The following is a 14,415-nucleotide window of genomic DNA, read 5'->3' on the forward strand; positions in this document are numbered from 1 at the left end:
TTTCGGAAGGCTATCCCCCTCTATAAGGCAGGTTACCCACGTGTTACTCACCCGTCCGCCGCTGAGAAAGTTCCGAAGAACTTTCTCCGCTCGACTTGCATGTGTTAGGCACGCCGCCAGCGTTCGTCCTGAGCCAGGATCAAACTCTCAATTTAAAGTTTAATCATAGCTTACTTACTTAGTAAGTCTTTTTTCAAAAGAATTGCTGGTTTAGTTTAAGTCTAGTTTTAGACTTTGTTTATCTTCTCTGTTTAATTTTCAAAGACCAAGTTATTTTTGCTGTTTTTCTGACAGCTTTTATATCTTACCATCGTAAGATTTCTTTGTCAACACATTTTTAAAGCTTTTTTAAATTTAATTTAAATTTCACTTTAAAATTTTGTGTTATTTTGTCGAACTGTGTTGCAGCGACATAGACTATGATATCACATATATTAATGCTCAATAATATGTAATATACCCTGAGAATAATTTATTTATGCATTTTTTTAATATTTCTCCATATTTCTAAGTATTTCACTGATTGATACACTTGGAAGTGTTTTCCCCAAAAAATCTATTTTTTATAGGCATAAATATAAATAACGGTACATTTTGAGGGGAAGATTACTTAAACAATAAATTAATCCTCTAGATAAAAACTATCTTTTGAATTACTTTCTAATAACTTAATTGAACTTTATACTTTTTAAATGTACAAATTAATACTTTACTTACTTTTCAGCAACAATATGGTACCATAATATATGGGGGTGAAATAAAATGCCTAGTATTATTATCTTATTATTAAATGTAATAAATACTTTAGATGAAGATTCAGTAAACTTTAAAATTGCTAATTATCTTCTATTAAATATAAATGCTCTAGAAGATCTTTCAATGTCTACTATTGCTAAAAATTGCAATGTTTCTAAGGCTACTGTAAGTAGATTTTGTAAACAGATTGGTGTAGATAATTTTTATGAGTTTAAATTTATTTGCCAGAATAGAAGAACTGATGTAATAGAAAAATATTATCCTATTGCAAGTTTAGAAAACAGTACAACTCAGTTTATAGATGAAACAATAAAAGCTCTTCAGCTAGTTAAAGAATCCTTAAATTCAAAGATTTTAAATGACCTAGTAGAAGACTTGTTTAAATACGATAAAGTTGCTGCCTTTGGCCATATGCAGTCTGGAAATATAGCTGTGTCTCTTCAGCACGACTTATTTTCAAATGGTAAGATGGTATATACACGAATGCCTTACATAGACCAAAAACAATTTATTGAAGCTGCAACCAAGGAAAACTTAATTATTATATTCTCAGCTTCAGGCACGTATTTTTCCAGATTATTTCAAAGAGATGGATTTTTTGATAAGAAGAATAAACCAAAGATATATATGATAACTACTTCTATAGTAAAAGCACCACCATCATTTATAGATCATATAATCTCACTACCAAATAAATATGAATTAAGCTCATCTATGATTTTACAGTGTTATGCAAATTTAATACCACTAAAATACTTCGAGCATGTACATAAAGAAAACCTATAAACTTGAAAGTTTACAGGTTTTCTTTATTGTATGGAAATAAAAAAATCGTTGAAACTACAATGACTTTTCCATTTCTTGTATTACAACTTTAAACAGAGGAAGATAGTCTTTATGTGCAATTAACATTTCATCTAACAATTGCTTAGCAATGTTTCCACTTGGAATTAGTGGATTCATAATAAATGCCTGAAGTGCTGTACCATAATCTCCAGTTACCGCAGCCTCCACCGTAAGTTCTTCCATAGACTTCATAACTTGAACTAAACCTCTAATAGCTGAATTCAATTTTCCATAAGTTATTGGTTTTGGACCACTAGCTGTAATATGACTTGTTATTTCAATAGAAGCATCGTAAGGAAGATCTGTTAGCGCCCCTTTGTTTCTTGTATTTACTACCATAACTTTACCTTTATTATTGTGAATTGAACTTATTATTTCACAAGCTATGTCGGAGTAATACGCACCACCACGACGAGATAATTGCTCTGGCTTTTCCTTTAAATTAACATCTTTATAAAGCTCAAACAATTCATCTTCAACCCTTTTAACTACTTCAGCTCTAGTAGATGTAGCATTAAATTCTTTAATTTCTTTTTTCACCATCTCATCTGTTAGATAATAATATCTGTGGTATCCACATGGAAGCATTCCTAAATTTCTAATTTGTTCCTCCATAAAAGGTAGCTCATTCAAGCTTCTCTTTTCCTTTTTACTGTCCTCAAATATGGCATCCATAACATTTGTTGTTAAATCATTACCTTCATTGTCATAGACCTTATGCCAGTGCAAATGATTTAATCCAATAAAATGAAAGAAAAGCTCATCAGGATTTTTGTTAATAAGTTTTGACTCCTCCATTATATGGCCTATTGGTCCATTACACACTCCCACTACTTTTTCAAACTTACTGTAATTGAGTATCGCTTCTGTTACCATTCCTGCTGGATTGGTAAAATTAATTAACCAAGCATTAGGACATAATTCCTTCATATCTTCGACTATATCTAATATCACAGGAATGGTTCTAAAGGCTTTAAATATTCCACCGGCACCATTAGTTTCTTGACCTAAAACACCATGACTTAGAGGAATCCTCTCATCCTTTATTCTTGCAGCTAAAAGCCCCACTCTAAGCTGAGTAGATACAAAGTCTGCATCTTTTAGGGCTTCTCGTCTGTCTAAGGTTAAATATACTTTCCAATCAAGACCAGCATCTTCAACCATACGTTTCGCTAGATTACCCACAATCTCTAACTTCTCTTTTCCTTCTTCTATGTCTACAAGCCATATTTCACTAATGGGAAGCTCATCTTTACGTTTAATAAATCCTTCTATTAACTCAGGGGTGTAGCTAGAGCCACCTCCTATTGTAACAATCTTAATTTTATCTCTTCTCATATTATCCCTCTTTTTTTGTTTTATAATAATTATAATTATATATGAAGCTGAAAAGGATATCATAAATTTTCATATTTTGAAAATCTATAATATCCTTTTTGTTCATTGCTAACTATATTAACCATTAAATCTATAATGAGCTTCTAGCAAATAAATAACTTCTTGATTATTTCTCCTTCCTGCCCTATCAATAGCAGTTTGCTTCTATCCATTTTTTGTGTTTACATCTACCCCTTTTATTAAGCAAGAATTTAATGGCACACTATTATTAAAATCAGCAAATTATTCAACAGAGGAAATGGATTTATTACTATTACTCTAATCAAGCAAATAGATAACTTTAGTCATAAAAACTCTTTCATAAATTACTATCTCAAATAGTAAATATATATCATAACGTTTTCTTAATCTGAAAATCGTTTCACGAATTGAAACAATGTTGAAATGCTTTTGATTATTGTTTATTGTTTAAGTAGATTAGTTGAGGAGGTATTGATATGGAAAAGAAACCAGTTAAAATCGTAACAATCGGTGGAGGTAGTAGCTATACTCCAGAATTAATGGAAGGTTTTATAAAGAGATATGAAGAACTACCAATCAGAGAAATTTGGTTAGTTGATATTGAGGCAGGTAAAGAAAAGTTAGAAATAGTTGGTGCTATGGCACAACGTATGTGGGACGCTTCACCATACGATGTTAAAGTACACCTAACTTTAGATAGAAGGCAAGCATTAAAGGATGCAGATTTCGTAACTACTCAATTTAGAGTTGGATTACTAAATGCACGTATAAAAGATGAAAGAATTCCTTTCTCTTATGGAATGTTAGGACAAGAAACAAATGGTGCTGGAGGTATATTTAAAGCTTTCAGAACAATTCCTATAATTCTTGACATAGTTAAGGATATGAAAGAATTATGCCCTAACGCATGGCTTGTTAACTTCACAAATCCAAGTGGTATGGTAACTGAAGCTGTTGTAAGATACGGAAAATGGGACAAGGTTATCGGACTTTGTAACGTACCAGTTGGTGCTATGATGAAAGAACCAGAAATGCTTGGTGTAAAATTAGAAGATTTAACATATCAATTTGCAGGTCTAAACCATTTCCACTGGCATAAAGTAAGTGACAAAAATGGAAATGACGTTACTGCTCAAATTATTGATAAAATGTACAGCAATGACTCAGGTATACCTGCAAACATTCATGATGTTCCATTTATCAGAGAACAATTAGAACAAATGAATTTAATACCATGTGGATATCATAGATATTATTACTTACAAGAAGAAATGTTAAAGCATGGCATAGAAGAATTTAACGGTGTTGGAACTCGTGGACAACAAGTTAAACAAACTGAAGCTGAACTTTTTGAATTATATAAAGATCCTAACTTAAACTACAAACCAGAACAATTAACTAAACGTGGTGGTACACACTACTCAGATGCAGCTTGTGAAACAATACTTTCTATCTATGCTGATAAGAAATCTCACATCGTTGTTTCAACAAAGAATAACGGAGCTGTTCCTGATCTACCAGCTGACTGTGTAGTTGAAGTTTCTGCTTATATTTCAGGTAAAGGTGCTCTTCCAATAGCATTTGGATCATTAGAACCAGCACAACGTGGATGGTTACAGCTTATGAAGAACATGGAACTTTGTGCATGTGAAGCTGCTGTTACTGGTGATTATGGACTTGCATTACAAGCATTCATCTTAAATCCACAAATCCCTGGTGGTTCAACTGCTAAGCGTGTGTTAGATGAATTATTAATCGCTCACAAGAAGCATTTACCTCAATTTGCTGAAAAGATAGCTGAGCTTGAAAAGAACGGTGTAACTGTTAAAGACGAAGTTGCTGCTAACCTAGATTAGTATCACAAATTAATTTAGCCCTTAAAACTAGCTGAGTTAATATACTCACTATAAAAATATATAAACCCTAAGTAGAAACTGTCAGCATTTATTTGCTGGCAGTTTTTGCTTTAAAGTTATTCCTCTTTAGTTATAAATCGTACAAAAATCAGCATCACAAAAGATAATATATACATAAGTGCTGCCAAAGCTGTAGCTTTATTAAGGTCAGTTTGCATATAGGAATAAATCTGAAGAGGTATGGTCCTCGTTATTCCTTGCACATTTCCAGCAAACATGAGAGTTGCTCCAAACTCCCCTAAAGCTCTTATCCATGCCAAAATCAAGCCAGAAACTATGTATTTTTTAAGCATTGGTATTATTATTAAAAACATGGTCTTTCTTTTTCCTGCTCCAAAGACGTAGCTTGCTTCAAAAAGTTCAAGAGGCACTTCCTTTAAAGCATTGCTTACAATTCTAATAAAATAAGGAGTAGATACAAAAAATTGAGCCATGATTACTGCTATTTGGGTAAATACTATATTAAGCCCATAATAACTTGCAAGTCTTCCTATCTCACCACTTTGTCCAAAGGTAAGTAAAAGCCCCAGTCCAGCTATGGATGGAGGAAAAACTATTGGCAATTCTATCAGTATATCTAACACCTTATACAGAATTTGATTTTTAATCTTATGAAGATAGAATACCGTAGTTGTACCTAATAAAAAGGTTAAAAGCAATGACAAAAATGAGGTTTTCAAGCTAAGAATTATACAGACTTTCGTATCTTCTTCTTTCAATATATCAAAAAATCCAGTTAGTCCTGAATATTTCAGAAGTGATAATGCTGGTAGTGTTAACTCTATTATTAATCCAAATACTACTATAACTATAAAAACAGAGATTAATTGGCTTTTAATATTAAACTTCAAGATATTTATACTAAACCTGCTATTATGTTTTACTCTGAACTGAACTTTTCTTTCTACCATAAGCTTTAACCCCTTTTTATTGTTTTAAAGATGTCCCACTTACCATTTAAATTACTTTTAAATTGAAGTAGCACATCTTTAATCAAATTGAAACAGTAATTCTTATCTTCCATTTTTAGTTATCTGTTTCGAAACCATATTTACTTAATACTTCCTTACCCTCTTTACTATTTACATAATTAACAAAGGCCTCTGCTTCCTGATTATTTTTTGTATTCTTAACTATGCCAATAGGATATTCTACATTTATCTTTGCGAACTCATCAATTTTAATCATATCCAAATCCTTTTTGTTAGCTTCAGTTATATCACTTTTATATACAATGCCTACGTCTCCATCACCTAACTGCACTTTGGTTACTATATCCTTAACATTTAGTTCCTGACTTTTTATATTCTTTAATATTTTATACTTTTCATCAGCTGTAATAGAGGAATCTTTAACAGCAGCATCTAGTGCAGTATAAAAATAGCTTCCGCAAGGAACAGATTTATCTCCTACAATAACCTTAACTCCATCTTTTCCTAGATCTTTTAAATTCTTTATTCCTGTATCAGATTTTTTGCTTTTACATACTATTAATGTATTTTTAGTAAAAGTATTATTCTTAGATATAAGTTCTGATTTTATTAAGTCGTCCATATATTTTTTATTGGCAGAAGCAAATATATCTGCACCAGCCCCTGCTTTTATAGAACTAGCTAAATCCTGACTTCCTGCAAAATTGAACTTAATTTTTACATTATTCTGTTTTTCAAAGCTTTTTCCTATTTCAGTAAAGGATTCTGTTAGACTAGCTGCAGCGAAAACAGTTATCTCTTTTGTTTTAGCTGTAGCTGTAACTTCTTTTTCTTTAGCCTTGCACCCAACAGCTCCAACAGCTAATGCAAAAGTTAATAGTAAGACAGCTATATTTTTATTCTTCAAATTAAACTTCACTTTTTACACCTTCTTTAATTTATAAAACTCCCATAGCTTCTATGGCCTTGTTAATTCCACTATTTATACCATCATACATCTGAAAAACTTCTATCCCTTTTTCAGCTAAAGTTTTTACTGGCGAATCACCTGCTCTCATAGCTAATACAGCTGAGCAGTCTTCTATAGTCATAATTGTTTTCTTAATCTTGTCCTCATGATCATCACAGTCAGTAATTCCTGTGCAGTATTTTTCTGTATTCCTTATCTCTAAAAAGCTTATATCTCCTTTGAAATATTCATAGATATGAAATTCAGTTGCATGTCCAAAGTGTTGATCAATGTTTATGCCAGTTTTGGTAGCTATAGCAAATCTGTATTTTTGCTCAGCTTCTGCTTGGTGAAATCTTATTAATCCTTCATTATTTAACGTTTCTTCAATATTTAGAGCTTCTTTAGAGTCCGAAATAGTTTCTGGCTTTATTATTTTTTCTGCTTCTACTAATTCTTCAGATTTTGGTATTTCCTTTGATTTTATTAGTATCTGTTCTTTTTCTGTTTCCCTACCACTTCCACATCCTGAAGAACAGCCTCTAAGGCTTCTAAACTCTATAGATCTGTCCAAGGATAAAGTTCCTATAGCGTCAGCTCTGCATTGTTTGCAATGATACATTTGCTTTATATGAGTTTCACACTTTTTTCTCATTGTATTTAGCTCTATGTTACTTACTAAAGGAAGATTTTCAAAAGCACTTCCCTTTACAGGTATAAGCTGCATTATGTTTGTAATAAAAGCCCCACATTCTTTAACCTTTTTCACAACTTCCTCTATATGATTATCATTAATTCCTTTAATCATTACAGTATTCACCTTGCAAATCATCCCTTTAGAAGAAAGATACCTAAGGCCCATAAGCTGATTTTTAAGTAGTATCTCAGCAGCTTCCTCTCCTGTGTAGGAATTTCCAAGGAAATTTACATTTTTATAAATTTTCCCTCCTATTTTAGGATCTACAGCATTTATAGTTATGGTTAAATGGGATACTCCAAGGTTTAATAGTTCATTTGCATAAAATGGAAGCATAAGTCCATTTGTAGATAGGCATATAGTTACATCAGGAAATTGGTTTTTAATTAACTCTATAGATCTTTTTGTTTCTTCAAAGTTTGCTAAAGCATCACCAGGTCCAGCTATGCCTAGTACCTTTAGGTTACCTATTTTTTCTTTTACTGCTTTAAACTTCTCTAAGGCCTCTTCAGGTGTTAAAACTTCACTAGTTACCCCTGGTCTACTTTCATTTGGACAATCGTATTTTCTACTGCAATAATTGCAGGTTATATTACACTTTGGTGCTACAGGAATATGCATTCTGGCATATTCATGAGCCCCTTGGTTATAACAAGGGTGTGTTAAGGTCTTTTCATTATTAGAGGGAATAAATATTTCTTCTTTACTAGATAACATCATTTCCATAGGCTCATCTCCTTTATAAAAGCTTTTATAAGCATCTTTTCTAAAACTGTGCTCTTTATGAGCCATAATAACATTTGCAATTTCATCAATTAGGTTCGAGGTTCCATTGTATAAGGTGGTTATTTTTCTTTGAGCACCAACTCTGTCATGGACAGGAAACCCTACTCTAACTATCTCAATATGGAGCTTTTCAGCAATCCTTCTTCCATCAGAATTTCCAAGCATCACATTGACCTCTAATTCCTTTGAATACTTCTCGATAGTCTCAAAATCCGTATCATCAAGGAGTATATATTCCTTTGAAATATCTTTAAGTTCTTCTCTTACCAAATCAATAAATATAGGATTTTTTGCTCCAGTAGCTATAATTCTAGGCTCAATTCCATTTTCTTTGCAAAGTTTTACTAATGACAAAGCTAGTTCAGCTTCTCCGTAAATAGCTGCCCTAGCCTCTCCATTGTGCTTATGGTTGTCAATCATATAATCTAAGTGACGACCTCTATCTTCAATTAGTTCCTTTGGTATATCCTCCAACATAACTTTTGATACAAGTTTTAAAAATATATCTGTATTTCTAAGACCTATAGGCAGTCCACATCTAAAAAGTGGAATATCAAATTCATTTCTAAGATATACTCCTGGGGATAACGCTTCATCAACTGTTACTCCCATTTCTATAGTGGCAACAGCATTTCCCATATCTTCTATATCACTTATCTTTGTTCCTCCAGGGTTAAGTCTACTGTATTCATTAATATATGGCATATCCAAATTTAAAGAAACATCTGGTAGCAAAGTATAGCTTATCTTAAATTTATTAAGAGCCTCTTTTATATTTCTTACATCTCCAGGATTTAAATTGCCACAGATAATATTTATCTTGCCATTTTTCTCTTTCTTCTTAGGTTTACATAGATTTTCAAGTATTGCTCTTAAGGCTCTATAGTATCCTTCCTCATGAGTGCCTCCATAACCTGGAGTTGGTACTGGAATTATCTTAAGTTTATCTTTAAGCTCTAAACCTTCCTCTTCATAAAACTCATTTATTATTCTTTTAATATCTTCTCCTATGGTTTCAGCAAGACAGGTGGTCATTACTCCAATGGTAGTTGGATTGTAAAGCTTTATCATATTTTTAAGTCCGCTCTTAAGATTACTGCTTCCTCCATATACTGTCCCATTCTCAGTTAAAGCTGAAGATGCTATATCAATTGGTTCATTATAATGAGTTGCCATATGCCTTCTTATATAAGTACTGCAGCCTTGCGAACCATGTAATATTACCATATTTTTTTCTATTCCCTTAAAAGCAAGAACCGCTCCCATAGGCATACACATCTTGCAGGGATTTATGTTTAAATTAACAAAATTTCTGCTGCTCATATAATTACACCTCCAGTCTAAGATAATCCCAAACAGGACTATTGATAGTTAAGTCTATCTCTTTTGCAAAATTTACAGCCCCAATAAAACCACACAGGGCTTCTTTTCTCTCATGATTGTGATCACAAAAAGCTACTCCTAGCTTATAGGCAAGTGGTCTTTCTTTTACTCCGCCAACTAAAATATCTGCTCCTTTTTCAAGCATAAATTTTTCAAGCTCTGCAGGATTAGCATCATCAAGAATTACAGTTCCTTCAGCGCATAGACTTCTTATAACCTCATAATCATCTTTTTTTCCGGTTTGAGTTCCTACCATTACAGTCTCCATACCTAAATCATTAAACTGCTTTATAAGTGAAATTGCCTTAAAACCTCCACCTACATATATAGCAGCTCTCTTTCCTTCAAGTCTTTTTCTATAATACTTTAACTCTTTTTCTATTTCTTTTTCTTCCTTAAAGACAAAAGCTCTCACACGTTCTGCCATAGCTTTATCTCCGATAAAATCAGCTATTTTAAACAAGGAAAGTTTAGTGTCCTCTACTCCAAAAAAACTAATTTTAAGATATGGTATACCATAAAGTTCCTCCATACGTTTTGCTAGATATGTCATTGAGCCTGCACACTGTACGATATTTAAACTAGAGCTTTTTGCATTCATTATCTCTGCACATCTTCCATCACCAGTAATCTTTGCAGCTACTTTAATGCCAATCTCCTTAAGATAATTGTTTATAATCCATGCCTCTCCAGCCAAATTAAAGTCACCTAAATAATTTACAGCCTTAGTGTCCTTTGTTTTCGGTTTTTCTTTTCCCATAAGTTCAATAAGTGCATTACATGCTGCTTTATAGCCCATGGATTTATGTCCTGCAAAACCAGGTGATTTAACAGGTATTACTCTTATATTATGTTTTTTCTCTGCAGTTCTACAAACAGCATCGATATCATCACCTATTACTCCAACTATACAGGTTGCATATATAAAAATAACTTTGGCTTTGTGTTTTTCTACTATTTCATCTATTGCTGCTGATAATTTTTTCTCTCCTCCAAAGATAACATCTTTTTCTCTAAGATCTGTAGAAAAGCTATTTCTATAAATCTCTTCTCCACTACTCAAACTTCCTCTTATATCCCAGGTGTAGCTAGCACAACCAATAGGGCCATGAACTATATGATAAGCATCAGTTATTGGATTTAATACAACTCTTGCTCCACAGTAAACACAAGCCCTTTGACTCACTGAGCCAGACACACTCTCTGCATCGCACTTTAAGCTATTTTTCTTATCCTTCGAATTAATACATACAAAAGCTTCTCTTGCTTTTAATATTTCAGACTCTTCTTCCTGACTCTTCAACTTTCCTTTTGTAGACTCCATAAGGTACACCTCCAATCAAACCTTAAAGATTATTCAGGAGGTACCTTTAGTATTTAGTTATCCCTATGACTATTTCTATAATTAATGTTCTTTTAGAGGACATACTATATTTGTAAACAGTTAGAATCAAATGATTTTAGTGTGAGTTGCACTGGTTAAGTTTAGTGTTTTTACAACTTTTCACAACCATTAAGGAGAATCAAATTAATTTATGTCAAACATAGTATGTAATACACATAAAATTATTTATTACCATAAGTTAACTAAAACCACTAAAGTACTCCTGAATAAAGATATCTAAGTCTCAAGTAAAATCTACTGTTTTAACTAAAATATATAACTTTTGCTTATATGAGAATATTTTATTTAGATGAAACTTCGATATCTTTTTATATTAAAGATGCACCACTTCAATAATGCAAATTTCCAAAATTCCTCTGGGATTCAAGAGGCGGGGTAAAAATATTAATTAATAAAATGAAGTGATGCATCAAAAAGGGGCTTATCTTACTAATTCAAATTCTTCATCAGTGCAGTCACTATCCATCTTGTCCAAGATAGCATTGCACACTATCTCTATTAGTCTTATTGCACCTTTATAGCCTACTACTGGCCAGTAATGACAGCCATACCTATCCATAATAGGGAATCCAAATCTTACAAAGGCTATGTTCTCTGCTCTAGCGATATGTTTTCCGTGGGTATTGCCCATAAGTAAATCTACAGGATCATTTTTTATCCATTGTTGAAGCTCAAATAAATCACTTGCTGCTTTAACTTTTCCGTCTATCCCTGCTTTTTTCATCATATCTTTTATTTCAAGTTCAAATTGCTCTCCTGGTGTTCCTGTGATTACATACTTTGGAATCATACCTAGAGATATGACAAATTCAGTTAGTGGTATAACTATGTCAGGATCTCCAAATATTGCTACCTTTCTGCCGTGGAAGTATTGATAACTATCAAGCATTAAATCAACTAATTGACCTCTTTCTTCTTCAAGAATTTCTGGTATATTAACCTCAAATTCTTTTGCTAAGGTCATCATTAATTCATCAGTGGCATCTATACCAATTGGAACATTAAGAGTTCTAAATGGTACCTTACACTTTTTCTCTAACATTTTTGCACCAGCCTCTGAGGAAAAACTGCCAAGTGCCATTGTAAGTTCTGAGTTTCCTGCATCTATAATATCTGAGATTTTAGCTCCACCCTTAGGAAACATATTGTATTTACCAGTAGTTGGAGCATCTACAACCCCGCTTGTATCTGGAAACATTATGTTTTTGATTCCTGAAAGGTCAAATATTCTTTTTATTTCTTTCATATCTGCTGGACCTACATAACCAGGTATTATATTAACTTTTCCATTTTTCTTACCTGAATTTTCCGAAAGATAGCTAACCATCCCTTTAACCATATTTGCAAAGCCAGTAACATGTGAACCTACATAACTTGGAGTATTGGCATGAATAACAAACTTTCCTTCTGGTATTTCTGCTGAAGAAATATACGTTGGTAGGTCATCTCCTATGGTTTCTGAGAGACATGTAGTGTGAACAGCTATTATATCTGGATCATATAAAGCAAATACATTTTTTATAGCTGTCTTTAGATTAGCACCCCCTCCAAAAACGCTGGCACCTTCTGTAAAAGAACTAGTTGAAGCCATAATTGGTTCTTTAAAGGTTCTAGCAAGCTGCATTCTATGAAATGAACAACAGCCTTGTGAACCATGGCTATGAGGAAGACAATTATGAATACCTAACGCAGCATACATTGCACCAATTGGCTGACAAGTTTTGGCTGGATTTATTTTTAACGCTTTTCTTTCTGTAATTTCCTTTGGCGTTGCCTCTAACATTACATATCACCTCCAACAACTATTCCCTCAAGCATAGGCTCTACCTTCCAAGGTGGAGTTACATACTTCCACGCTGGTGTATACACTCCTGCTGCTAACTCTCTTGCAAATACTACAGCTCCTTTAAAACCTGCATAAGGACCAGTATAATCGTAAGAGTGTAACTGCCTTGATAGCACTCCCATCTTTTGAATTACATACTTCTCCTTTATGCCTGATAAGAACATATCTGGATTTAGACGCTTTATAAATTCATCTGTCTCGTGGTGATTCAAATCATCTACCATTACAGTACCATCTTCCATTTCTTTAACCATACCTCCATAATAAGATAAAGGAACTCCTTGCTTTTTAAGCTCAGTAAATTTTTCCTTTGGTATTATTACACGGTAGTTATTCTCATCCTTGTACACAGTTATTTCAGGGATGTTCTTACTATCTGCGTCTGCTTTTATGGTAGGTATAACTTCTCTTCCTTCATAGTCGTCACGATGACCAAACTCATAACCTGCTAATATAGTTCTAACCCCTATATCTTTTAGTAGGGTTTGATAGTGATGCGCTCTTGAGCCACCTACATATAAACATGCAGTTTTTCCAGTAAGCTTTTCCTTGTAATACTCCATTTCACCGTCTATTTCTGCTAGTTCCTCTGCTATAACTTGTTCTGTACTTTCATATATATATGGATCATCAAAACACTTAGCTAAGTTTCTTAAAGTTTTGATAGTACCAGAAACACCTATAAAATTAGCCTTTATCCATGGGGTACCATACTTTGTTTCCATCATTTCTGCTATATAATTAATAGACCTATGGCATTGTACTAGATTTACATCAGCTAAATGTGTATTTTGAACCTTTTCATAGCTTGCATCACCACTTAAGGTAGCAACAACATTGTACCCTATTTTACTGAGTATTCTGTCAATTTCCCATGCATCTCCACCTATGTTATACTCTCCAAGCACTGCAATAGAATACTTCTTTCTTTCCTTAGTACCACGTCCAATGATTCTATCCATAACTATATTGTTAGCTATATGATGACCAGCTGATTGCGATACTCCTTTGTAGCCTTCACAGTTAAAGGATAAAATATCTATGCCATACAGTTTTTGAGCTTCTTGTGCCACAGCATTTATATCATCACCTATTAGCCCAACAGGGCAGGTTGCATAAATTCCTATAGCTTTTGGATGAAAGATTTCTACTGCTTCTTTAATTGCTTGTCTTAATTTATTTACTCCACCAAATACAATATCACTTTCCTGCATATCTGTTGAGAATACATAATCTATAAAGTTTTGCTCACCTTCTTCACCTTTTGCTTTATTTCTTCTAACATTCCAAGTATAGTAAGCGCAACCTATAGGTCCATGAGTTATATGAACCATATCTTTAATTGGCCCCATTACAACCCCTTTACAGCCTGCATAACAACAACCCCTACTTGTTATTACACCAGGAACAGTTCTTACATTAGCTTGAATAACTGGATTAGGTGATTCATCTGTTTTGATTACTATATGTTGCTTTCTATTTTTATAGGTTTTTGCAGGATATTTTTCTAGAACCCTATCAACTACATCCTTCATTCACT

At 33.2% G+C, this 14,415-nt stretch carries 9 protein-coding genes and 1 rRNA gene; 2 read left to right on the forward strand and 8 right to left on the reverse strand.

Going from position 1 to position 14,415, the window contains the following annotated elements; all coding sequences use genetic code 11:
* Positions 1–155, reverse strand: a 16S ribosomal RNA gene (locus J3477_RS25555); the annotation flags it as partial.
* Positions 156–762: 607 nt separating this feature from the next.
* Here J3477_RS25555 and J3477_RS25560 point away from each other — a divergent pair.
* On the forward strand, positions 763–1,542 hold the full coding sequence (locus J3477_RS25560) for a MurR/RpiR family transcriptional regulator (protein WP_206873059.1): 780 nt from the start codon (positions 763–765) through the stop codon (positions 1,540–1,542).
* Positions 1,543–1,596: 54 nt separating this feature from the next.
* On the opposite strand, the gene J3477_RS25565 is transcribed toward J3477_RS25560, so the two are convergent.
* The gene (locus tag J3477_RS25565) at positions 1,597–2,940 is read right to left on the reverse strand and encodes a 6-phospho-beta-glucosidase (protein ID WP_206873060.1); all 1,344 of its coding nucleotides are present in this window, start codon (positions 2,938–2,940) and stop codon (positions 1,597–1,599) included.
* Positions 2,941–3,437: 497 nt separating this feature from the next.
* On the opposite strand from J3477_RS25565, the gene J3477_RS25570 reads away from it, so the two are divergent.
* Positions 3,438–4,817, forward strand: a complete 1,380-nt coding sequence (locus tag J3477_RS25570; protein WP_206873061.1) for a 6-phospho-beta-glucosidase — start codon at positions 3,438–3,440, stop codon at positions 4,815–4,817.
* A gap of 116 nt (positions 4,818–4,933) precedes the next feature.
* On the opposite strand, the gene J3477_RS25575 is transcribed toward J3477_RS25570, so the two are convergent.
* The 6 genes from J3477_RS25575 to nifD all read right to left on the reverse strand — a co-directional run bounded on the left by J3477_RS25575 (position 4,934) and on the right by nifD (position 14,410).
* Positions 4,934–5,788: an ABC transporter permease gene (locus tag J3477_RS25575; protein WP_206873062.1), complete on the reverse strand. Its 855-nt coding sequence runs from the start codon at positions 5,786–5,788 to the stop codon at positions 4,934–4,936.
* Positions 5,789–5,903: 115 nt separating this feature from the next.
* Positions 5,904–6,728: a molybdate ABC transporter substrate-binding protein gene (modA, locus tag J3477_RS25580; RefSeq protein WP_206873063.1), complete on the reverse strand. Its 825-nt coding sequence runs from the start codon at positions 6,726–6,728 to the stop codon at positions 5,904–5,906.
* A gap of 19 nt (positions 6,729–6,747) precedes the next feature.
* Positions 6,748–9,564 carry a nitrogenase cofactor biosynthesis protein NifB gene (nifB, locus tag J3477_RS25585; protein ID WP_206873064.1) on the reverse strand — a complete coding sequence of 939 codons (2,817 nt, stop codon included), beginning with the start codon at positions 9,562–9,564 and terminating at the stop codon, positions 6,748–6,750.
* Between the two features lie 4 nt (positions 9,565–9,568).
* Positions 9,569–10,948, reverse strand: a complete 1,380-nt coding sequence (gene nifE, locus J3477_RS25590) for a nitrogenase iron-molybdenum cofactor biosynthesis protein NifE (RefSeq protein WP_206873065.1) — start codon at positions 10,946–10,948, stop codon at positions 9,569–9,571.
* A gap of 502 nt (positions 10,949–11,450) precedes the next feature.
* Positions 11,451–12,812, reverse strand: a complete 1,362-nt coding sequence (gene nifK, locus J3477_RS25595; RefSeq protein ID WP_206873066.1) for a nitrogenase molybdenum-iron protein subunit beta — start codon at positions 12,810–12,812, stop codon at positions 11,451–11,453.
* Positions 12,812–14,410 carry a nitrogenase molybdenum-iron protein alpha chain gene (gene nifD, locus J3477_RS25600; protein ID WP_206873067.1) on the reverse strand — a complete coding sequence of 533 codons (1,599 nt, stop codon included), beginning with the start codon at positions 14,408–14,410 and terminating at the stop codon, positions 12,812–12,814. The genes nifK and nifD overlap by 1 nt, the downstream gene beginning before the upstream one ends.
* Positions 14,411–14,415 lie beyond the last annotated feature (5 nt).

This window comes from Clostridium zeae (genome assembly GCF_017312485.1).
GTDB classification, from domain to species: Bacteria; Bacillota; Clostridia; order Clostridiales; family Clostridiaceae; genus Clostridium_AR; species Clostridium_AR zeae.